The following is a 21,730-nucleotide window of genomic DNA, read 5'->3' as shown; positions in this document are numbered from 1 at the left end:
TTCACCGATCCTTCCGGCGCGGTGATCCCCGGTGCCTCCTCCAAGGGCGGGCGTTCCGTCATCGCGCGCTGGCTGCAGCAGGGGCCGGTCTATGCCCGGCTCGATAAGGCGGATGCGGCGGCGCAGCGGGCGATGCGGCTGGCCCAGCCGAATTTCTTTCTGCCCTTCGACCGCAGCGGCATCGACCCCTTCACCGAGCGCTTTCCCGTGACGCTGCGGCTGGAAGGCACGGTGCGCGGCACCGGCGGGCTGCGCATCGTGGATGAGCGCTGCGCGACCACCCTGCCCGGGCTTTTCGCCGCCGGCGATGCGGCGACGCGGGAGCTGATCTGCGGCGGCTTCACCGGCGGCGGCAGCCATAACGCGGCCTGGGCGATGGCCTCCGGCCATAGGGCGGGCCTCGGCGCGGCCGGGCATGCCCAGGCCATCGGGGCGACGCCGCGGCGGCTGCATCGCGCTGGCCGGGCCGCCCTGGCCGCGGGACGCGACCGGCCGCAGGATCCCGCCGCCCTCATCGCCGCCGTGCGGGCGGAAGTGCTGCCCTATGATCGCAACTACTTCCGCCACGCGGATCGGCTGGAGGACAGTCTCGGCCGGCTGGACGTGCTCTGGGCCAGCCTCCGCATGGCCGATGCGGCGACGCCCGAGGCGGCGCTGCGGACGCGGGAAGCCGCGGCGATGCTGGCGACCGCCCGCTGGATGTACCGCAGCGCCCTGGCGCGGCGGGAAAGCCGCGGCATGCACCGGCGGGAGGATGCGCCGGCGCTGGACGCCGCTCAGCGCCACCACGTCACCGCCGGCGGCCTGGATGCGGTCTGGACCGCGCCCCGGCCGGCCGCGCCACTGCCGGTCCTGGAACAGGCGGCATGATCGAGCTGATCAGCGCCGAGCGCTGCACCGGCTGCAATATCTGCGTGCGCGCCTGCCCGGTGAACGTCTTCGATACGGTGCCCGGCGCGATGCCGGTCATCGCCCGCCAGGCCGATTGCCAGAGCTGCTTCATGTGCGAGCTCTGGTGCCCGGAGGATGCGCTCTATGTGGCCCCCGAGCCGGACGGGCCGACCGGAATCACCCTGGCGGAAGTGACGGCGCGCGGCCTGCTCGGCAGCTATCGCCGTGCCATAGGCTGGGCACCGGGCAGCGGGGCGGGACGGGGCGCCGACCTGTCCTTTCAGTTGCTGGCGGCGGAGGCACGGCCGGCGCCGCCCGGTCCGGCATCCTCCGCGACATAGACCGGCGCCGTTGCCAGGTCGCCACGCCAGACATAGAGCGCAAGCAGCGGCTCGGCCCCGGTCCGCATCGCATGACCGATGCCGCCGGCATGCAGGATGAGCGCGCCAGGCGGCTGCAGCGTGAAGGGTGCCCCGGAGACCCGCCACTCCGCCGTCCCGGACAGGACCAGATAAAGCTCGATCGCCGGATGCGCGTGCAGCGGGTAGTGGGTCTCCGGCGCGACGAGCGTCAGGCCGAGATGCGCCGCGACATCGGTGAAGATCGCCCGCGCACCGATCAGCGGCGCGAAGGCCAGCCGTTCGGCAAGGCCGGGCCATTCAGGGTGCTCGGGATAGCCGTAGCGCCAGCTCAACGTCGGGAGGAAGGGGGCGATGGCCGAGACGATGGGGTGGTTCCGGCCTGCCGCCATGGCCGCGTCGAGATGCCGGCAGGCCGGCAGCAGATGCGGCGAGCACGAGGCGGCAGTCCGCAAGGGCGCGTTCCAGCTTGCGAGGATCGCCGCGCGTTCGGCAGCGAGATCGGCATCGGTGATCTCGCGCGCCGCGAGGTCGTCGTGGAGCGCGGCGATCAGCGCGCGCAGCGCGGGCTCGCCCGGAACCCTCATCGGTCGGGGCCAAAGGCGCGATGCCGCGCCGCCGGGTGGCGGTCCGGCAGGCGCGGCGCGCCGAACAGCTTCTGCCGCAGCGGTCCCGGGGCATATTGGGTCTTGAACACGCCGCGCGACTGCAATTCCGGCACCAGCAGGTCGACCACCGCCTCCAACCCCTCCGGGAAGACCAGGCGGGTCAGGTTGAAGCCGTCCAGGTCGGCCTCCTCCACCCAGCGCTGCAATTCGTCGGCCACGGTGGTGGGCGAGCCAACCAGGAAGGCGCCGCGGCCCCCGGCCTGGCCGAAATGCGCCAGGTCGCGCACCGTCCAGGCGCGTTCCGGGCTGCGGGTGGTGATCGCCTCGATCAGCGACTGCATGGCATTGCCGGTGACATGCCGGATCGGCTCGTCCAGACCGTAGCGCGAGAGGTCGATGCCCGACCAGCCCGAGAGCAGCGCGAGCGAGCCGGGATAGTCGATCCAGCGCTCGTACTCCGCATGGCGGTCGCGTGCCTCGGCATCGGTCGGCGCGACGATGATGCTGGCGCCGAGGAAGACCCGCACGTCATCGGCCTGGCGGCCGCGCGCCACGGCCCGCCGCCTGAGATCGCGCACCGTCTCGGCGACCAGCGGCCGGGTATGGCCGTTGATGAAGACCGCCTCGGCATGGCCGCCAGCGAAATTCCGCCCGGCGGCAGAGGCGCCGGCCTGGAACAGCAGCGGGGTGCGCTGCGGCGTGGGATGCACCAGATGGATCGCGTCCAGGTCGTAATGCGCGCCGCGGTGAGAAATACGACGGACGCGGTCGGGGCGGATATACTGCCGAGCCTCCCGGTCCTGCACCAGAGCATCGTCCGCCCAGCTGCCCTCCCACAGTGCATAGACGACCTCGAGATATTCCTCGGCCGCGGCGTAGCGCTCGTCATGCGCGCCGAGACCCGCCTGGCCGGCGCCCTTGGCGCCGCTGTCGAGGATGCCGGTGACGATGTTCCAGGCCATGCGCCCGCGGGTGAGATGATCGAGCGTGGAGAAGCGGCGCGCCAGCAGATAGGGCCGTTCGTAGCTGAGCGTCGCGGTCACGCCGAAGCCAAGATGCTCGGTCACCGCCGCCATCAGCGGCACCACGGGAAACGGATCGAGGGTCGGCGCCTGGGCGCCGGCGCGGAAGGCGGCATCCGGAATACCCCCATAGACATCGTAGACGCCGATGACATCGGCGAGGAATACCGCATCCAGCTTGCCGCGTTCGGCGATACGGGCAAGCTGCGTCCAGTATTCCGGCGTGTCGTGCCGTGCCGAGGCATCCCGCGGATGCGCCCAGAGCCCGGGCCAGCTATGGCCCGGGGCATTCATGTGGAAGGCGTTGAGGCGGATTTCCCGGGTCATCGCGCGTCGTGCTCCGTCAGGCGGCGGTGGCCGTCGCCGGGTTGGCGGCGTGCAGGAAGCAGGCGGCGAGCTGGCCCGGTGCGGTTGCCAGCAGCGGCGGCTCCTGCGCACGGCATATCGGCATGGCGTGCGAGCATCGTGTGTGGAAGCGGCAGCCCCGCGGCGGCGCGAAGGGGCTCGGCAGGTCGCCGCCGATCACGCTCTTGCTGCCGATCCGGCTCCGTCCGGGGTCAATGACCGGCGAGGCTGCCAGCAGCGCCCTGGTATAGGGATGCGCCGCTTGCCGCAGATCCTGGCGCGACGTCACCTCGACAATCTGGCCGAGATACATCACCGCGATCCGGTCGGCGACGTGTTCGACCACCCCGATATCATGGCTGATGAACAGGTAGGCGATGCCCTGGTCGCGCTGCAGCCGCCGCAGCAGGTTGATGACCTGGGCCTGGAGCGACAGGTCCAGCGCGGATACCGGCTCGTCGCAGACGATCAGGTCGGGCCGCGTCGCCAGGGCGCGAGCGATGCCGACCCGCTGCCGCTGCCCGCCCGACAATTCGTGCGGCAGACGCTCGGCGAGTTCCGGGCGAAGGTCGACGAGTTGCATCAGCTCGGCAACCCGCGCGCGCCGCGCGGCGGGGCCGCCCCCGCTGCTACCGACGCGCAGGGGCGCGGCGATCGACCAGCCGATCCGATGCCGCGGGTCGAGCGCGCCGGCCGGGTCCTGAAAGATCATCTGCACCCGCGGCCGCAGGGCATGTCGCGTGCGGGCCGGCAGCCGGATGATGTCGGTGCCGTCGAGCCGGATCGCCCCGGCACTGGGTTCGACCAGCTGCACGATCGCCCGGCCGAGCGAGGATTTGCCGCAGCCCGATTCGCCCACCAGCCCCAGCGTCTCGCCCCGCGCCACCGCCAGGCTCACGCGATCCACCGCCCGCAGCGTGCCGCGGGGCGTGCGATAGTCGACGACCAGATCATCGACAGCCAGTAGCGGCGCCGTCATGTCGCCTCCTGCAGCGCGAGCTGGGGAATGCGGATGCAGGCGGCGAAGCCGGCGCCATGCCGGGCGAGCGGCGGGGCTTCGGCATGGCAGGCCGCAATGGCCTCGGCGCAGCGCGGGGCGAAGGCACAGCCTGCCGGCAAGGCATCCAGCGCCGGCACTACGCCCGGGATTTCCGCCAAATCCTCCTGCCAGTGGCCGGCAACCGGGCGGGCCCGGAGCAGGCCCCGGGAATAGGGATGCAACGGGCGCTGGAAAAAGCTGTCGGCCGGCTGCTCCTCGATCTTGCGGCCGGCATACATGACCAGCACACGGTCGGCCATTTCCGCCACGACCGCGAGGTCGTGGCTGATCAGGATCAGGGCCATGCCGAGCTCCTGCTGCAGCGACCAGAGCAGCTTCAGGATCTGCGCCTGGATGGTGACATCCAGCGCGGTCGTCGCCTCATCGGCAATCAGCAGCGCCGGCCGCGCGGCGAGCGCCATGGCGATCATCACCCGCTGGCGCATGCCGCCGGACAGCCGATGCGGGTAGTCGTCCAGCCGCCGCTCAGGGTCGGTGATCCGTACCTGCGCCAGCAATTCGAGGGCGCGCCGGCGCGCTGCCGCCCGGCTGGCGCCGTCATGGCGGCGCACCACCTCGGCGATCTGCTCGCCGACCCGCATCACCGGGTTCAGCGCCGAGAGCGGGTCCTGGAAGATCATCGCCGCGCCGCGGCTCCGCAGCCCCGCCAGTTCCGTCTCATCCAGCCGCACCAGGTCCTGGCCACGGAACAGCACGCGCCCGCCGAGCCGCGCCGTCGCCGGCAGCAGGCGCAGGATCGCCATGGCGCTGACCGACTTGCCGCAACCGGACTCACCGACGATCGCCAGCGTCTCCCGCGCTGCGAGCGCGAAGGAAAGCCTGTCCACCGCGGTCAGCGCACCGAAGCGCACCGTCAGGTCCTGGACCTCGAGGATCGGCACCTGGCTCATCGCGGCGCCTCCCCGCGCGGATTCAGCACATGGCCGAGGCCATTGCCGATGGCGGTGAAGGCGACCACGGTCAGGACGATGGCGAGGCCGGGCAGCGCCGTCATGTACCAGGCGGTGCGCAGCACCTGCCGGCCCGCGCCGATCATGCTGCCCCAGGACATGACGTTCGGATCACCCAGGCCGAGGAAGGACAGCGCCACCTCCGTCAGGATGGCCGTGCCCACGAGGATGGAGCCGGTGACGATCACCGGGGTCAGCACGTTGTGCAGCACATGCGCCAGGATGATATGGCCATGCCCCATTCCCATGACGCGCGCCGCCTGGACGAATTCGCTGTCCCGCACCCGCAGCGTCTCCGCCCGCACCAGGCGCGCACTCTGCGTCCAGCTGGTCAGGCCGATCGCCAGCACGATGCTGCCTATCGAGGGTTGCAGCACCGCCACCAGCGCGACCACCAGGATCAGCGGCGGCATGGTCTGGAACATCTCGGTCAGCCGCATCAGCGCGTGGTCGACCAGGCCGCCGAAATACCCCGCCGTCACGCCGATGGCGACGCCGAGGCCGATGGAAAGGCCGGCGGCCGTAAGGCCGACCAGCAGGGAAACCCGCGCGCCATGGGCAAGGCCGGTGAGGATGTCGCGCCCGAACATGTCGGTACCGAGCGGGTGACGCGGATCGGTGCCCGGCCAGAGGAAGGGCCGGCCGACCATGGCGAAGGGATCCTCGCCAAAGAGCCAGCCCGCACCGGCCGCGGTGAGCAGCGCGAGCGAAAGCATGGCGACGCCGGTACGGACCGATGGATCGCCCAGCAGGCGCCGCCGCAAAGCGTTGTGCCCGCCGCTCATCGCAACTCGATCCGCGGGTCGAGCAGGGCATAGACAAGATCGGTCGCCAGATTCACCAGGATCACCAGCAGCGAGGTGCAGAACAGGATGCCGAGCAGCAGGTTGAGGTCGCGTTGGTTGACCGCATCGAAGGTCAGGCGCCCCATGCCCGGCCAGGCGAAGACCGTCTCCACCACCAGCGCGCCGCTGAGCAACGTGCCCAGTTGCAGCCCCGTCATGGTCACCACCGGCAGCAGCGCATTGCGCAGCACATGGGCCAGGGCGATGCGCCGCCGGGACAGCCCCTTCGCCCGCGCCGTCCGGACGAAGTCGAGTTGCTCCACCTCCAGCACCGCGGCGCGGGAGAGCCGGGCGTAGATGGCGACGTAGAAGATCGCCAAGGTCATGACCGGCATCACCAGGTGCCGCGCGACATCGAGCAGGAAGGCCATGCCGGTCAAATCCGCATCGGCGTCATAGATGCCGCCCGTCGGCAACCAGCGCAACTCAACGGCAAAGAGCACGATCATCATCAGCCCGACCCAGAACAGCGGCGTCGCGAAGCCGATGGTGGTGACCAGCGACACCGCCCGGTCGGCCCAGCCGCCGCGGCCCCTTGCCGCCACCCAGCCGAGGCTCACGCCGACTGCGAGCGCGACCACCAAGCTGCTGCCGAGCAGCAGCGCCGTGGCCGGGGCGCGGGAGAGAATGAGGTCGAGCACCGGCTTGCCGTTCCGGAAGGAAAAGCCAAGATCCAGGGTCAGCACTCGGCCGAGGTATTGCAGGAAGCGCGTTGCCAGGGGTTGGTCCGCACCGAAGGCCGCACGCAGGCTGGCGAGGAATTCAGGGGTAGCCGCACCGGCCTCGCCGGCCATCACATCGGCCATGTCGCCCGGCGCCAGTTGCATCAGGAAGAAATTGGCGGTGACGATCATCAGGACGACCGGCAGCACTTGCGCCAGCCGGGCGGCCAGGTAGCGCGGCGGCGTCATCGCGCGAGCCAGACCGATGAGAGCGATTTCGCATAGCCGTCGACCGCCGTGCTGAGGCCCTGGACGCGCCGCGACAGGACACTAAAATGCTGCAATTCGAGCAGATTGATCGAGGGCAGGTCGCGCTGGGCGAGGTCCTGGAGGCGTATAAGCAGGTGCCGCCGGCGCTCCGGGTCGATCTCCGTCCGGCTGGCGTCGATGATGCGGTCGGCTTCGGGGTTGCTGTAGCCCGTGCCGTTCGACCAGGCGACGCCCGGCTGGATCGCCGCCGTGGCGAAGCGGCGGGTGACGCCGATCTGCGGATCGGCCGAGGCCGAGTAGTAGCTGCTATAGGTATCGAAGTCCCGATCGGCATAGATGCGGCGGAGGAAGGGCGCGACATCGAGATTGACGAGTTGCAGGTCCACCCCGACGCGCTTCAGGGATTCCCGCAGGTACTCCGCTGCGCGCCGCAGCACGTCGCCATAGGGCATCGCAAAGTGGTTGATGCGCAGCCGCACGCCATCCGGCCCGCGCCGCAGCCCAGCCGCGTCCAGCAGCGCCTCCGCCCGGCCCGGATCGAAGGGGTATTGCGGCGTCTCCGCCGTGTGGAATTGGGCCTGAGCACTCGGGATCGGGCCGGTGGCGGGCTTGGCGAGGCCGTACCAGACGGTGTCGGCCAAGCCTTGCCGGTCGATCGCATGTGCGAAGGCGGCCCGCACCCGGTGATCCTGGAACACCGGCCGGCGGAGATTGAAGTCGAAGAAGAAGACCGGGACGAAGGTGCCATAGCCACGGGTCTCGACGGTCAGGCCAGGCACGCCGCGAAGCCGGGCGACGTCGGAGGGCGGCACGACACTGAGCGGCGTGTAGTGCACCTCCCCCGCCTCCAACGCGGCCAGCCGGGCACCGGGATCGGGGATGACCCGGAAGCGGACGCGGTCGAGGGGGACCACGTCGCCCTGCCAGTAATTGCGGTTGCGTTCCACCAGGATATGCTGGCCCCTGGCCCATTCGCGGAACACGAAAGCCCCGGTGCCGATGAATTTCTGATTCCAGGGATTGATGAGGGGATTGGTCCCTTCATAGAGGTGCCGCGGCAGGATCGTGGTCTCGGCGCTGCTGAGGATCGACCAGATCACGGGCGAAGGCTCGGAGAGCCGGAAGATGGCGGTGTGGGGATCCGGCGTATCGACCGCGACCACCGCGCTATAGGCGGCACCGGCGCGTGGATTGACCTTCTTCACCACCTCCAGCACCGAATAAGCGACATCGGCTGAGGTGAAGTCGTGGCCGTCATGCCATTTCACCCCGCGACGGAGGTGGAAGGTGATGCTCAGACCATCCGGCGACTGCGACCAGCTCTCGGCCAGGCTCGGCACCGGGCGGAACTCGGCATCATAGGTCACCAGCCCGTCATTCACCGATCCGAACAGGATGGTCGCGGTCGCGGCGTTGAACAGGAAGCTCGACGGCTCCGGCTCCAGATTGACCACCAGGGTCCCGCCCCGAACGGCAGCCTGCGCAAGGACGACGGCGGGTGCCGTCAGCCAGGGCAGCGCCGCCAGGGCAGCGCCGTGGCCGAGCCATGCACGGCGCCTCATGCGGCGAACCACACGGTCTTGAGCGAGCGGGCATTGCCGTCCGGATCGACATTCACCCCGCGCAGCCGGCTGGAGAAGATGCGGTAGGGTTTCAGCTCCAGCAGGCTGATGCTGGGCAGGTCGGTCTGCGCCAGGCGTTGCAGCGCGAAGATCAGCTGCTGGCGGCGGTCCCGGTCGCCTTCCAACTGGATGTCCCCGATCAGCCTGTCCGCTTCCGCACTCGCATAGCCCGACCCATTGGACCACGGCGTGCCCGGCTTGATCGCCTCACTCCAGAAGCGTCGATGCACGCCGATCTGCGGATCGGGAAAGGCGGCATAGAAAGATTTGAAGGTGTCGAAGGCATGGTCGGTGAAGATGGTCCGCAGGAAGGTCGGCAGGTCGTGATTGCGGAGCGTCACCTCGATGCCGACGCGGCGCAGCGACTGTCGGATGAATTCCCCGCTCTGCATGCATTCGTCGCCATAGGGCATGGTGTCATGGGTGAAGCGCAGCCGGATGCCCCCTGCGCCGCGGCGTAGCCCGGCTTCGTCCAGCAATTGCTCGGCGCGGGCGGGATCGAAGGCGTAGCGTGGGACGTCGGGCGTGTAGAAGGCACGCTGATAGCTTGGCACCGGGCCGGTCGCAGGCTGCGCGAAACCCTGCCAGACAATCTTGGCCAGCGCCTCCTTGTCGATGGCATGCGCAACGGCCCGGCGCACCCGGACATCCTGGAAGACCGGCTTGCGCAGGTTGAAGTCGAGAAAGAAGACCGGTGCGTTGTACTCTTGGCCGCGGGTTTCGATCACCAGCTGCGGCAGGCGCTTCAGGCGCTCGGTATCGGCCAGCGGGACGGGGCTCAGCGGCGTGTAGTGGACCTCACCGGTTTCCAGCGCGGCGGCGCGGGCCCCGGAATCCGGGATGAAGCGGAAGCGGATGCGACCCAGATAGGGCTTCTCGCGGTCCCAGTAGTGCGGATTGCGCTCGACCAGGACATGGCTGCCGCGTACCCATTCCTTGAACACGAAGGCGCCCGTGCCGACCGGCTTCATGTTCCAGGGATTCGTCTGGACAGGCGTGCCTTCGTACAGATGGCGCGGCAGGATCTGCGTCTCACCGCCCAGTACCGACCAGATCACCGGCGCCGACTGCGCCAGTCGCAGGACCACGGTATGCGCGTCCGGCGTTTCGACCTAGCGCAACTGGGCGTAGTAGGCGCCGCCGCGCGGATGCACCTTCTGCATCAGTTCCAGTAGCGAGAAGCGGACATCCGCCGCGGTGAAGGGCGCGCCGTCATGCCAACGGACGCCCTGGCGGAGACGGAAGGTAATGGTGCGGCCGCCATCCGCTTCCTCCCACGCTTCCGCCAAGCCAGGGTTGAGGCTGAGATCGGGACCGTATTCGACCAGCGTGTCGAAGATATTGGCCGAGATCGCCACGGCCGGGGCGGAGATTGCGATGCCGCCGACAAGATTCTGCGGCTCCGGCACGATATTGGCGACAAGGGTACCTCCCCGGATGGGTGTACCCTGCGCCGCGGTGGTGGCAGCGCCACCAGCGAGGAGTAGCGAGAGGGCTGTCCTGCGCCGCAACGATGTCATGGTCACGCGTCTGTCTCCGGTGCCAGTCGCAGTCCCGCCTGGTGCAGCAGGGGCAGAACCTTTGCGCCAAAGTGTTCCAAGTCCGGCGCGAAGTCGAAGAAGGTGATCTGCAGCCCGTCGCAGCCGGCGGCCCGCAGCTTGCGGAAGCCGTCGACGATCTGTTCCGGCGTACCGACCAGATGCAGGTTGCCGCCGACCGGGCGATTCAAGCGCTTCTGGTTGCGCCAGGCTTGGGCGTCCCCGGCGCGGCCATGCGCTGCGAACCCTTCGGTCGCTTCGGCATCGGCGGCGGCGACGATAGCATCGCGATAGGCCAGGACCTCGCGCTCGGTCTCGCGGCAGATCACCATCGGGTTGAGGATGGTGCGGATGGAACGGCCGAGCTTGCGGGCCTCCCCGCGCAGGGTCGCGGTATGCGCGGGCAGGCTCTCCAGCGCATCGGCCAGCTGATTGCCGCCAGGGCTGGTGATGAAGACCAGGTCGGAATGGCGGACGGCATAGTCGATGCCCGCGGGCGACCCGGTCGCATTCACCAAAATCGGCCTGCCATAGCGCGGCTTCGGGGTGATGAAGGCATCCTCCATCTGCCACCACTCGCCGCGCACGGTCAGGTTCTCGGTCTCGCTCCAAAGGCGCTCGAGCAAGGTGACGAACTCATCGGCCATGCGGTAGCGCAGGTCGTGCTCGATCCTCACCATGCCGAACATCAGCGGCTCGCGGGCCGCATAGCCGGTGACGACATTCACGCCCCAGCGCCCGCCGGAGATATGATCCAGCGTGGCGCCGAATTTCGCCAGATGCACTGGGTGCCAGGGTCCGTAGAGCACGTGCAGCGTCGAGATCAGCAGGATGCGCCGAGTGACGGCGGCGAGTGCGCCGACTGTCATGAAACTGTCCAGCGACGTCTCGCGATACCGCATCGCGCCGCCATAGCCGCCCTTGCTGGTCCATTGAGCCAACCCGAATACCAGATCGAAGCCCAGGGCTTCGGCACGCTTGGTAAGCTGCGCATTGTAGTCGAAGGTCCAGGTGGTCGTGCGCGGTAGGGTGGAGGTCGACCATCCGCCATCCTGGATCGGCAGGAACAGGCCGAGGATCAGGGGCTGACGAAGCACCCGGGCCAAGGGACTATCGGCGAAGTCGGCGGGGCCCGGACGGGCTTCCGTGGCCATCATCCAATCGCCCCCATCGCACTGCGACCTCGCCCGACTCTCGGCGCGGCTATCGCGCCGGCATCGCGCGAGAGGCGGTGAACTATCGCCTCGCCTGGCCGCCGGTCACACAACGCGCGACGACCAGAACTTGCGTCGAAACTCTTATTACGGTTCAAATTAGTTGAATAGAAACCGCCTTTGAAACGTGGCGGGCACCTTGGCCCGTCGGCTTGCCCGCGGTCACCGAGAGGCACCCGAGGTGCCTGACAGGCCAAACAGACATTCCGATCTGCTTGACGGAATCGTGCCTCGATCCGGGATTTGCATTGTTTGGGAAGAGTCATGCACGCCTGCTCGGATTGCCGCGAGGAACTCCACCATCCTATATTCACGATCCAAAAGGATGTAAATATGAATTTGACGAAAAATGAATGTGGAAGTTAGGGTGCATCAGATCCGCATGGTGAACAGCGTGACCATGGCACCGTCGATGTCCCAGGCAACAGAGTCGAGCATCTTTGCATGCCGCCGCTGCCGAGCATGTCCCGCCGGATGAACGACAGCCGCGCACCAGCGTCCCGGATATCCCTGCGCCGTCGAGGCCACCCATGCAGCGGCGCTGCCAAGACGGCACGTCCCCGAGCACCTTCATGAGGCACCGCGATGACCCTAGCATCCACGTCAACGCTCACCATCGACGCAACCACACTCCGTACCCTGCTTGTCGATCCCGGTGTGGAGATCGCCCTGCTCGACGCACGAGAAGCCGGGGTACATGCGCGCGACGGGCATATCCTGCTCAGCGTCAGCCTGCCGCTCAGTCAGATTGAACTGCGGGTTGCCAGCCTGGTGCCGCGCCGCAATACCCGCGTCGTCGTCTATGATGCCGATGGTGGTCCGCTCGCTGCGCGTGCGGCGCAGCGGCTCCGCACGCTGGGCTATGGTGACGTCGCGATTCTCGCCGGCGGCACCGCCTCCTGGGTAGAGGCCGGATATGCACTCTTCACCGGCGTCAACGTGATCGGCAAGGCCTTCGGCGAGTATGTCGAGCATGAATATGGCACGCCGCATATCTCGGTCGCCGAGGCGAAGGCTCGTATCGATGCCGGCGACAACGTGGTGGTGATCGACAGCCGACCGGTCGCCGAGTTCCGCAACTTCAGCATTCCTGGTGCGGTCGACCTGCCGGGGGCGGAGTTGGTCCATCGCTTCCATGCGGCGGTGCCCGACGAGAATACCCTCGTCGTGGTAAACTGCGCTGGCCGCACCCGCAGCATCATCGGAGCGCAGGCGCTCATCAATGCCGGCGTGCCGAATCGCGTGGTGTCGCTCGCCAACGGCACGATGGACTGGCTGATCGCCGGTCATGCACTCGACAGCGGCCGCGACAACCTCGGCCCTGCGCCGGCCGGTAAGGCGCTGGTGCGCGCGCAGGCGGCCACCCGGCGCCTGGTGGAGCACTTCGGCATCCGTCGGGTTGACCGCACCGCCTTGCGCGCCTTCGAGGCGGAGGCCGCGGCGGAACGGCGCAGCCTCTATCTGCTGGATGTCCGCACGACGGAGGAATTCGAACGCGGCCACCTGCCGGGCTCGCGGTCCGCGCCCGGCGGCCAGCTGGTGCAGCAGAGCGGCGACTGGGTCGGCACCCAGCGCGCGCGCATTGTGCTGATCGACGAGCCGGATGGCGTGCGCGCCGCCATCACCGCCTCCTGGCTCATCCAGATCAACCAGGCGGAGGTCTATGTCCTGACCGACGCGCTGGAAGGTCCGCTCGCCGTCGGGCCGGAACAGTCCCTGCTGGCGGCACCCATCCCTGCGGTGGAGACGATCGATGCGACGTCCCTGGCAACACGGCTGCAGGCGCGTGACGTCACCTTGCTCGATCTCGGCAGCAGCGTCGCTTATGAGAAGGCACATATCCCTGGTGCGCTCTTCGTCATACGGTCGCGACTTGTCGAGGATGCGGCCTCGCTGCCTGGCGACGGTGCCCTGGTCCTGACCTCGCCCGATGGGCTGCTGGCTGCCTTTGCCGCGGCGGAGTTGCAGGGGGCGACCGACCGCCCGGTGCTGGTGCTGGCGGGTGGCACGGCAGGCTGGACCCAGGCCGGACGGCCGCTGGCGACCGGACGCGCCGCGGCCTTCCATCCGACCGAGGATGTCGCGCGCAGCGCCTACCTTGCCGATGGCGACCGCTTCGCTGCCTTCCGCGCCTATCTCGATTGGGAACTCAGCCTGGTCGAGCAGCTGGAGCGCGACGGGACGACGCGGTTCCGCCGCTTCCCGCCGGCCGACGCAACAGCGGGCTTCGGCTCCGCGGCATGAGCGGCAATACCGTCCCGGATCTCGCGGTCCGGGCGCTGCCGCCGACGGCAGCGATGGCAGGCCAGCAGGCCCGACCATGGCCCGAGCTGATCGACCTCAGCCCGGTGGGCGAGCGGTCGCGGCTGCGGGACCGCCTGCTGCGCTGGCGTGGCCGGCTGCTGCGCGTCGTCGTGCCTGCCCTGCTGCTGGTGGCCTGGCAGCTTGCATCGGTCTCCGGTCTGGTGGTCGCGGAGGTGCTGCCACCCCCGACTGCGATCGCCGCCGCCTTCGTGGAACTGCTCACGCTCGGCGACCTGCAGGCGGCCTTGCCGGTCTCGCTGTCCCGCTCGCTGACCGGGTTGGCGATCGGTGGCAGCATCGGCCTGACGCTCGGGCTGGTCTCCGGGCTCTGGCGATTGGGTGAGGAGATCTTCGACGCGCCGCTGCAGATGCTGCGCACCATTCCCTTCATCGCCCTGGTGCCGCTGTTCATCGTGTGGTTCGGCATCGACGAATACGCCAAGATCGTCGTCATCACCGCGGCGACGATCTTCCCGATCTACCTCAATACCTATGCCGGCGTGCGCGGGATCGATCCGAAGCTGCTCGAGGCGGCACGCACCTTCGGCCTCGGCGGCTGGCGGACCATCCGCCATGTCATCCTGCCGGTCTCGCTGCCGGCCATCCTGGTCGGCCTGCGCTATTCCGCCGGCGTGTCGCTGCTGGCGCTGGTGGTGGCGGAGCAGATCAATGCCCGCACCGGGCTCGGCTACATCCTCAACAACGCGAACATGAACCAGCGCTCCGACATCATCATCGTCGGCATCCTGGTTTATGCGGCGCTCGGCATCGTCACCGACCTGGTCATGCGCGGGATCGAACGCCTGGCCCTGCCCTGGAGGCCAAACATTGCCCTCAACTGACATAGCTGCCGGGGGTGAAGCCGTGCTGCTGCAGGGAGTGCGCCGGGTCTTCGGCCAGCGCGCCGTGCTGGACGGTATCGACCTGTCGTTGCGCCGCGGCGAATTCGTCGCGGTGCTGGGGCCGTCCGGCACCGGCAAGACGACGCTGCTCCGGCTGCTCGCCGGACTCGATAGCGCCGATGGCGGCAGGCTGCGCGTGCCGCGGGCACGCTCTGTGGTATTCCAGGAACCGCGCCTCGTGCCGGCGGGCCGGGTCTGGGAGAATGTCGTGCTGGGCGAGCGCGGGCGGGCCGCACGGCAAGCGGCGCTTGCCGCGCTGGAGGAAGTCGGGCTCGCGGCGCAGGCGGATGCCTGGCCACGAACGCTCTCAGGCGGCGAGGCACAGCGCGTCGCCTTGGCTCGTGCCCTGGTGCGGGAACCCGATCTGCTGCTGCTGGACGAACCCTTTGCCGCACTCGATGCGCTGACCCGCATCCGTATGCATGAGCTCGTCGCACAGCTCTGGCGACGCCACCATCCGGCGGTCGTGCTCGTCACGCATGATGTCGATGAGGCGATCCTGCTCGCGGATCGCGTGCTGGTGCTGTCGGGCGGCCGGTGGGGCATCGACCGCGAGGTGGCGATCGCCCCGCCACGGGAGCGATCGGACCCCTCTTTCGCGGCGCTGCGCCGCGAATTGCTCGGCGAGCTCGGCGTCGGCCAACCGCATTGAACGTCTCGGACCCAGGAGATCGCCCATGACCCTATCCCGTCGCGCCACACTCGCCATGCTGGCCGGTAGCTGCCTTGCTTCGCCCCGGCTTGCCGTCGCCCAGGCCGATCGGCTGCGCCTGGTCGTTGGCACCCAGGACACCGCCCTACAGGAGACGGTGAATGCCTCCGGCGTCCTCGCCGGCCTGCCCTTCGAGTTGCAATGGGCTACTTTGCCGGGACCCGCCGCACAGCTTTCGGGGCTCTATTCGAAGGCGCTCGATGTCGGGTTGATGGGCGATACCTCTCTCATCATCGAGCAGGCGCGGGCCCGCGTGGAATGGACTGAAGAAACCGCGCCGCTGCAGATCGTGGCTGGCTGGCGCAACCCCGACCCCGCCTTTCCGCCGATCGTCACGGCGGTGCGCAGCAGCGCCAATATAGCGACCCTCGCCGTTCTTCGCGGCAAGCGCTGGGCCTTCAACTTCGGCGGCTACAATTACCTGCAATACCTCGCCTCTCGTATCCGCGCGGGGCTACGGCCGGAGGATATCCAGCCGGTGCAGCTGGTCGATGGCAACGCGGCGGCGGCTGCCTTCAATAGCGGCCGCACGGACGTCTATTCGGGCGGCCTCGGCCCGGTGAAGCCCGGCATCGACAAGGGCGAGGCGCGTATCCTGATCCGCAGTGATGAGCTCGAGATTCCAGCGCTCACGGTATTCACGGCCCGTGGCGAGGTGATCCGCGACGAGCGCAAGGCGGCGGCGCTGGCCGATTTGCTGGGGCGGATCCGGCAGCATTGGGACTGGGTCGCGGCGAACCAGCCGAGCGTCGAGGCGATCTTCCGGGAGAAGCTGAAGCAGACACCGGAACGGGCCGCCTATTCCGCACCGAGCCATAATTCCCGCTTCGTGGCGCTGGACGATGCGCTGATTCGCCGCGAGCAGCGGCTCGCTGAGATTCTCGCCGAAAGCGGCGACATCCCCCGCCGCATCGATGTTTCGGTCGAGTTCAGCCGCCGCTTCAACGCGGTGACCGGACCGACGACCTGAGCCGTCGCGCCACCAGCAGGATATCGGACGCATGTCCCGACAGCTTCATCTGAACCTGAACTTCCTCAATGCCGGCACCTATGGCTCCGCCTGGCGATGGCCAGGCGGAGCCCCGGGGGATTTCGCCGATCCCGCGTTCTATATCCGCACTGCCAGGCTGGCTGAGCGCGCGACCTTCGATGCCGTGTTCCTGGCGGATAATCCCGCGCTGTCCGACCGGCCTGAGTACCGCCCCTTCCAATCGCTCGAGCCGACCATCCTATTGGCGGCGATCGCCGCTGCGACCGAGCGCATAGGGCTGATCGCCACCATCTCCTCCACCTACAATGAGCCCTATAACCTGGCGCGGCGCATTGCGACCCTCGACCATACCAGCCATGGTCGGGCGGGCTGGAACGTCGTCACCACGGCCGACCGGCAGACGGCGGCGAATTTCGGCCAGCGCGGCGTGCAACCGCACCAGGACCGCTATGCCCGTGCGGGCGAATTTACCCAGGTGGTGAAGGCCCTATGGGATAGCTGGGAGGATGACGCGCTGATCGGTGATGCCGACACGGCGCGCTTCGTCGATATCGGGCGCGTCCATCGCATCGACCATGAGGGCACGTATTTTTCCGTGCGCGGGCCGCTCAATGTGCCGCGCCCGCCGCAGGGTCGGCCGATCCTGGTGCAGGCGGGTGGCTCGGAGGATGGCCGTGAATTGGCGGCCGAGCACGCCGATGCGGTGTTCTCGGTGGCGCATGCCCTGGCGGACGCCGAGGAATATGCCACCGATCTCGCTCGCCGCGCCCGCCGCTTCGGCCGCAGGCGGGACGATATCCTGATCTTCCCCGGACTGGTCACCGTGCTCGGCAGCACCGAGGCCGAGGCGCGGCGCCGGGAAGAGGCTTTGTGGGACCTGGTGCCGATCGAGTACGGGCTGGGCCGCCTGGCCGGCACGCTGCAGATCGACCCGGCACGCCTGCGCCTGGATGAACCGCTGCCGGCGGATATCCCGCTGCCGCCCGACCACAATCACACCTTCTTCCGCGGCGCGCTGACGCTGGCGGAGCGCGGCCGGCTGACCGTTCGTCAGTTGATTCGCGCCCAAGGCGGTGGCACCGGCCACCGCATCCTCATCGGGACGCCGGAGCAGGTGGCGGAGTCAATCGAGGCCTGGTTCCGGTCCGGCGCCGTCGACGGCTTTAACATCATGCCGGATGTCATACCCTCCGGCTTCGAGGATTTCGCCGAGCATGTCGTGCCCGCATTGCGCCGGCGCGGCATTTTCCGCTCGGACTATGCCGGCACGATGCTGCGTGACCACTTCGGTCTGTCGCGGCCGCTCAGCCCGCATAGCCGCATCGGTGCTGAAGCTGTGCCGGCATGAACGCCCCGGTAACGCGGCCCGCCGCGCGCCGCATCGCCGGCGATGCAGAGGCGATCGAGACGGCCATCGTGCTCGCCGCGCAATTTGCGCCCGGTGCAGCCCAGCGCGACCGTGACCGCATCCTGCCCTGGGCGGAGGTGGAAGCCTTCAGCGCCAGTGGCCTTTGGGCGATCACGGTTCCCCGGTCCTTTGATGGGCCCGCTTTGTCCAACGTCACCCTGGCCCGCGTCATCGCCCTGATAGCGGCGGCCGACGGATCGCTCGGGCAGATTCCGCAGAACCATTTCGCGGTCCTGGAGGCGTTGCGCCTGCATGGCACACCCGATCAGCAGGACTTCTTCTTCCGGCGGGTCCTCGCGGGAGACCGTATGGGGAATGCCACGGCGGAGCCAGGCGACAAGCGACCGAAGGACCACGCCACCAGTCTCCATCGGACTGCAGGCCGGCTCCGGCTGCAGGGCCGCAAACTCTATTCGACCGGCGCGCTGTTCGCGCACTGGGTGCCGGTCTCGGCGACGGACGAGGCCGGTGCGCATGTCACGGTCTTCGTGCCGCGCGGGGCGCCGGGCCTGACCATCGTCGATGACTGGAGCAGCTTCGGGCAGCGCACCACGGCAAGCGGCACGGTGATCATTGAGGATGTGGCGGTGGAGCCGCTCTGGGTGCTGCGACGTGCCCAGGCTGGCGCGCCGGTCGATACCGGCAATGCGGTATCGCAATTGGTGCATACAGCCATCGATCTCGGGATCGCTCGCGCGGCGATCGACGACACGCTGCATTTCTTCAGGGTGCTGGCGCATCCGGCGCGTGGCAGCGGCGTGGCCATGCCGACCGACGATCCCTTGGCACTCCGGGAGATCGGCGCGCTCACCCTCCAATATCATGCCGCCGAGGCCTTGGTGGAACGCGCCGGCCGGCTTGTCGATGCGGCGCAGGCTTCCACCGCGCCCACCGATGCGGCCGCTGCGCTGATTGCGGTGGTGGAAGCGAAGATCGTCACGACGGAGATCGCTCTTGCCGCTACGAACAAGCTGTTCGAGTTGGCTGGGACACAGTCGACTCTGCTCGAGCACGGGCTGGATCGGCATTGGCGCAACGCCAGGACCCATACCCTGCATGATGGCGTCCGCTGGAAATACCATGCCCTCGGCGAATTCGTGCTGAACGGCCGGCTCTGCGACCCATGGACACTCGGCCATCCCTATACGCCGACACTGGGATAGGGGCAGGCGGGCGTCACGAGGATGGTCCTCGCGGCGCCCGACGCGATCAGAAGAAGCCGAGGCCCGGTAGCAGGGTGCCATGCAGCTCATACTTGCCCAGAAGCTGCGCCTTATAGGCAGCCGGATTGTGCGAGGCGAGCGTCCGCGCATTGCGCCAGTGGCGATCGAGATTCTTCGGGCGTGTCGCGGCGCTCGCCCCGCCGACGTCGAACAGCGCGTTGGTCGAGCGCAGGACGAGTTCGTCGACGATCACCTTCGCCTTCGCCGTGGCGACCGAGGCGGCATGCGCCGCCGTCGCCACCGGCTGTCCTGCCAACCGCGCCTCGGCGGCGCGGTCGAGGTGCTCGGCCGCTGCCAGGACCACCAGTTCGGCCGCGAAGGCATCGGCGGCGATGCGGCCGATGGTCTGCTGGAGGATCGGGTCCTCGGCCGCCACCTCTGCCGGCGCGTAGTAGAAGTTACGGGTCCGCCCGCGGATCAGCGCCTTTGCATCACGCAGCGCGGCACGCAGGATGCCCGCATTCACCGCGGTGACGAAGAGCTGCGCGACGGTGCTGCTATAGGGCAGGAGATAGTCCGGCGTCTCACGTTCGAAGACGATGTCTTCGGCCTCGATCCGCACATTGTGGAAATTGGTGGTGCCGGTGCCGGTCACGCGTTGGCCGATGCCATCCCAATCGTCGACCAGTTCGACGCCCTCTCGCCGGGTCGGCACGATGACCGCAAGGTTCTCATCGTCCGGCCCTATGGCGCGAACATAGATCAGTTCGGCATAGAAGCTGCCGGTGCTGTAGAATTTCGTGCCGTTCAGCCGGTAGCCCTCGCCATCGGCGGTCAGCCGGGTCCGCAGCGGCAGGGTACCGCCAATGACCGGGCGGTCGATCTCGGTCGTCGCCACGCCGATGATTCCGCCATCCAGCACCACCTGCCGCCAGGGTAGGCGCTTCGGGTCACCTGAGGCAATCAGCAGGCGTTCGCCGAAGCTGAAGTGGTTGCGGTAAATATGCGCGACATTGGTGTCCGCCTCGCCGAGCAGGATCGCCTGCTGGATAACGTCGCGCAGGCTGGCTCCGCCGCCGCCCTCCTCGACCGGCAGGCGAATGGCGCCGAACCGGGCACGCCGCAACAAGTCGAGCGCAGCGTGCGGATGCGAGCGTTCCGCATCGCGCTGGGCGGCGCCGGCGGCGATCTCGTCATAGATCGAACGATAGGCGTTGAGCGGCAAGGGGCCGGGCTGAGGGCCGTCAAGAGCAGCGAAGGCTAGGGTGTCGGGCATGGGTGGCGACCTCCACGGGGTGGCAGGAACGGGGTGGCCGGCTCTGGCCTCCGCTGTGGCGAGCAGGTGGTCAAACCACCGCGTGCCCCGGAGCGACTGGGAGGAATGGTGGCAGGTCCCGTGCGTCGCATGGCAGCGCTATGGGATAGCCTGACCGGAAGGCACAGCCGGAGGATGGGGCAACGGCAACCGAGCGGGACCGCCGCCGGTCCACCGTGACATGGACGGAGCGCTAGGCAGCGGAGCGCCGACATCGAGCATGGGCCGCACCGGGACTCTGTCGTACCAGCGGCCTGATCCTGTTCACGCGGCCTGCTCCCCGCTGTCGCAAACGCTCACATTTTACGTTATAACGTAGTGTGAAAATTGATAACGCGAAAAATAATAGTTGTAAACCCGTCGATGGTGGTGCCGTGTGATCATTCTTGTGAGTCGCTCAGAAGGCGTTCCCCGATGGCTCATTTGCTCCTGTGGGGTGTGGAGAGGCGCCTGATCGCCAACCCGGATCATTCACGCGATCTAACGGGCACGGTGCAAGCCGTTAAGGCTATGCAAGATTCGGCGGCGACCTCAGAAGCCTTCGCCTGCCGGAGGTCATGCCCGTCAAGGTTGAGAACGCCCTGCCGCTGCCCGTCCGTCACCGGTCGACGGCAAGTCGCGGGTGGCCCGTTTCGACGGCGGGCAGTCGTTCTCGACTGGCGGCGTGTTGGCGCTGCATGAGATTGAGCGGAGCCTCGGCGCCGCCAACCGGCTCGCGGCTTGCCTCGAAAATCGACGGGCGCCTGCGCCAGTCACGCACTGGCTGGCCGACATCATCCGCTTCCGTCTGTCCATGATCGCCGCCGGCTACGAGGACGGCAACGGCGTTACGGCACGACCCGGCCTTCGAGCTGGCGCTCGACCGGTTGCCCGGGGTGGCGGCGCTGTGCTCGCAGCCGACCATCTCGCGGTTGAAGAACCTGCCCGGCACCTGCGCCATGCTTCGCCCAGCCCATCGCCCGACCGGCCTTGAGGCCTGTGCCTTCGTCCGGCGCCTCATCCACGCGAATTGCTACCAATGATCAAGGATCGAATTCCTGCTCCGCGGCGACAGCCATTTCTGCACGCCGGAGGTGCGGGATTTCTGCTGCCAGGCCCGCCCCGAATTCATACTGGGCGTGATCACCAGCAGCACACTGCGCCAGCACGTCCTGGCGCTCGAGCAGAGCACCGCAGTCCGACAGGCTGCCCGCCCGGGCAGCGGCAAGTTGCGCCGCTACAAGGCGTTTCTTGAAGGTGCTCGCAGCTAGTCGTGGGTCGAGCGCATCATCGCCCGCATCGAGGCCGGACCGCTCGGCACCGACACGCGGTTTGTCGTCACCACCCTGGCAGTCGGCAGTCCGTGCATGCTGTCCGGATACCTCTTCTGCCGACGCGGCAAAGCGGAGAAGGGAGGCCTTGGAGACTACACGCCCAGAGATCCTGCCCGTCACTGCCTGATCCACCTTCGTCCTGTCAAAGTCGCAGCGCCCAATTGGAAAGGCTTTGTTTTTCGGTGAGAATTGAACGGGTTCCAATTTCGAACCGGTTCATTCGAAACCGCACGACT

Annotated in this window: 19 protein-coding genes and 1 pseudogene; 9 read left to right on the top strand and 11 right to left on the bottom strand. The window is 68.2% G+C overall.

What is annotated here, in order from left to right:
- The first annotated feature begins 21 nt into the window (after positions 1–21).
- A complete protein-coding gene (locus Q7A36_RS24150; RefSeq protein WP_305106320.1) occupies positions 22–870 on the top strand; it encodes an FAD-binding protein in 849 nt (282 codons plus the stop codon).
- Positions 867–1,232 (top strand): 4Fe-4S dicluster domain-containing protein, encoded by a 366-nt coding sequence (locus Q7A36_RS24145; protein WP_305106319.1) that lies wholly within the window; start codon positions 867–869, stop codon positions 1,230–1,232. Before Q7A36_RS24150 ends, Q7A36_RS24145 begins: the two co-directional genes overlap by 4 nt.
- Here Q7A36_RS24145 and Q7A36_RS24140 read toward each other — a convergent pair.
- From Q7A36_RS24140 to Q7A36_RS24100, 9 genes and pseudogenes are all read right to left on the bottom strand, one after another.
- A complete protein-coding gene (locus tag Q7A36_RS24140) occupies positions 1,172–1,837 on the bottom strand; it encodes a dimethylsulfonioproprionate lyase family protein (protein WP_305106318.1) in 666 nt (221 codons plus the stop codon). The two genes, Q7A36_RS24145 and Q7A36_RS24140, sit on opposite strands and share 61 nt — an antisense overlap.
- Positions 1,834–3,207 (bottom strand): LLM class flavin-dependent oxidoreductase, encoded by a 1,374-nt coding sequence (locus tag Q7A36_RS24135; RefSeq protein ID WP_305106317.1) that lies wholly within the window; start codon positions 3,205–3,207, stop codon positions 1,834–1,836. The genes Q7A36_RS24140 and Q7A36_RS24135 overlap by 4 nt, the downstream gene beginning before the upstream one ends.
- Before the next feature lie 16 nt (positions 3,208–3,223).
- A complete protein-coding gene (locus Q7A36_RS24130; protein WP_305106316.1) occupies positions 3,224–4,204 on the bottom strand; it encodes an ABC transporter ATP-binding protein in 981 nt (326 codons plus the stop codon).
- Complete coding sequence (locus Q7A36_RS24125; RefSeq protein WP_305106315.1) at positions 4,201–5,175, bottom strand: ABC transporter ATP-binding protein; 975 nt, start codon at positions 5,173–5,175, stop codon at positions 4,201–4,203. Before Q7A36_RS24125 ends, Q7A36_RS24130 begins: the two co-directional genes overlap by 4 nt.
- Positions 5,172–6,020 (bottom strand): ABC transporter permease, encoded by an 849-nt coding sequence (locus Q7A36_RS24120; protein WP_305106314.1) that lies wholly within the window; start codon positions 6,018–6,020, stop codon positions 5,172–5,174. Before Q7A36_RS24120 ends, Q7A36_RS24125 begins: the two co-directional genes overlap by 4 nt.
- Positions 6,017–6,991, bottom strand: coding sequence for an ABC transporter permease (locus tag Q7A36_RS24115; protein ID WP_305106313.1), 975 nt, complete (start codon positions 6,989–6,991; stop codon positions 6,017–6,019). Before Q7A36_RS24115 ends, Q7A36_RS24120 begins: the two co-directional genes overlap by 4 nt.
- Positions 6,988–8,574: an ABC transporter substrate-binding protein gene (locus tag Q7A36_RS24110; RefSeq protein ID WP_305106312.1), complete on the bottom strand. Its 1,587-nt coding sequence runs from the start codon at positions 8,572–8,574 to the stop codon at positions 6,988–6,990. The genes Q7A36_RS24115 and Q7A36_RS24110 overlap by 4 nt, the downstream gene beginning before the upstream one ends.
- Positions 8,571–10,154: pseudogene (locus tag Q7A36_RS24105) on the bottom strand (ABC transporter substrate-binding protein). Before Q7A36_RS24105 ends, Q7A36_RS24110 begins: the two are co-directional and overlap by 4 nt.
- 2 nt (positions 10,155–10,156) lie before the next feature.
- Positions 10,157–11,329: an LLM class flavin-dependent oxidoreductase gene (locus tag Q7A36_RS24100; RefSeq protein ID WP_305106311.1), complete on the bottom strand. Its 1,173-nt coding sequence runs from the start codon at positions 11,327–11,329 to the stop codon at positions 10,157–10,159.
- A gap of 642 nt (positions 11,330–11,971) precedes the next feature.
- Between Q7A36_RS24100 and Q7A36_RS24095 the strand changes: the two genes are divergently transcribed.
- The 6 genes from Q7A36_RS24095 to Q7A36_RS24070 are packed head-to-tail and all read left to right on the top strand — an operon-like array spanning position 11,972 to position 18,866.
- Positions 11,972–13,630 (top strand): rhodanese-like domain-containing protein, encoded by a 1,659-nt coding sequence (locus Q7A36_RS24095; RefSeq protein ID WP_305106310.1) that lies wholly within the window; start codon positions 11,972–11,974, stop codon positions 13,628–13,630.
- Complete coding sequence (locus tag Q7A36_RS24090) at positions 13,627–14,532, top strand: ABC transporter permease (RefSeq protein WP_305106309.1); 906 nt, start codon at positions 13,627–13,629, stop codon at positions 14,530–14,532. Before Q7A36_RS24095 ends, Q7A36_RS24090 begins: the two co-directional genes overlap by 4 nt.
- A 22-nt stretch (positions 14,533–14,554) precedes the next feature.
- The gene (locus Q7A36_RS24085; RefSeq protein ID WP_305106308.1) at positions 14,555–15,244 is read left to right on the top strand and encodes an ABC transporter ATP-binding protein; all 690 of its coding nucleotides are present in this window, start codon (positions 14,555–14,557) and stop codon (positions 15,242–15,244) included.
- Positions 15,245–15,269: 25 nt separating this feature from the next.
- Positions 15,270–16,274, top strand: a complete 1,005-nt coding sequence (locus tag Q7A36_RS24080; protein WP_305106307.1) for a type 2 periplasmic-binding domain-containing protein — start codon at positions 15,270–15,272, stop codon at positions 16,272–16,274.
- Between the two features lie 31 nt (positions 16,275–16,305).
- A complete protein-coding gene (locus tag Q7A36_RS24075; protein ID WP_305106306.1) occupies positions 16,306–17,643 on the top strand; it encodes an NtaA/DmoA family FMN-dependent monooxygenase in 1,338 nt (445 codons plus the stop codon).
- Entirely contained in the window at positions 17,640–18,866 is a 1,227-nt protein-coding gene (locus tag Q7A36_RS24070) for an SfnB family sulfur acquisition oxidoreductase (protein WP_305106305.1), read from the top strand. The genes Q7A36_RS24075 and Q7A36_RS24070 overlap by 4 nt, the downstream gene beginning before the upstream one ends.
- 46 nt (positions 18,867–18,912) lie before the next feature.
- On the opposite strand, the gene Q7A36_RS24065 is transcribed toward Q7A36_RS24070, so the two are convergent.
- Positions 18,913–20,142: an acyl-CoA dehydrogenase family protein gene (locus Q7A36_RS24065; RefSeq protein WP_305106304.1), complete on the bottom strand. Its 1,230-nt coding sequence runs from the start codon at positions 20,140–20,142 to the stop codon at positions 18,913–18,915.
- Between the two features lie 661 nt (positions 20,143–20,803).
- On the opposite strand from Q7A36_RS24065, the gene Q7A36_RS41625 reads away from it, so the two are divergent.
- Positions 20,804–21,154, top strand: a complete 351-nt coding sequence (locus Q7A36_RS41625; RefSeq protein ID WP_370655702.1) for a transposase — start codon at positions 20,804–20,806, stop codon at positions 21,152–21,154.
- Between the two features lie 49 nt (positions 21,155–21,203).
- Here Q7A36_RS41625 and Q7A36_RS42095 read toward each other — a convergent pair whose 3' ends face one another.
- Positions 21,204–21,614: a hypothetical protein gene (locus tag Q7A36_RS42095; RefSeq protein ID WP_305106302.1), complete on the bottom strand. Its 411-nt coding sequence runs from the start codon at positions 21,612–21,614 to the stop codon at positions 21,204–21,206.
- Positions 21,615–21,730 lie beyond the last annotated feature (116 nt).

The organism is Paracraurococcus lichenis (genome assembly GCF_030657435.1).
GTDB lineage: Bacteria > Pseudomonadota > Alphaproteobacteria > Acetobacterales > Acetobacteraceae > Paracraurococcus > Paracraurococcus lichenis.
The sequence above is the reverse complement of the archived record's forward strand: the minus strand, read 5'-3'. Positions and strand labels throughout refer to the sequence as shown.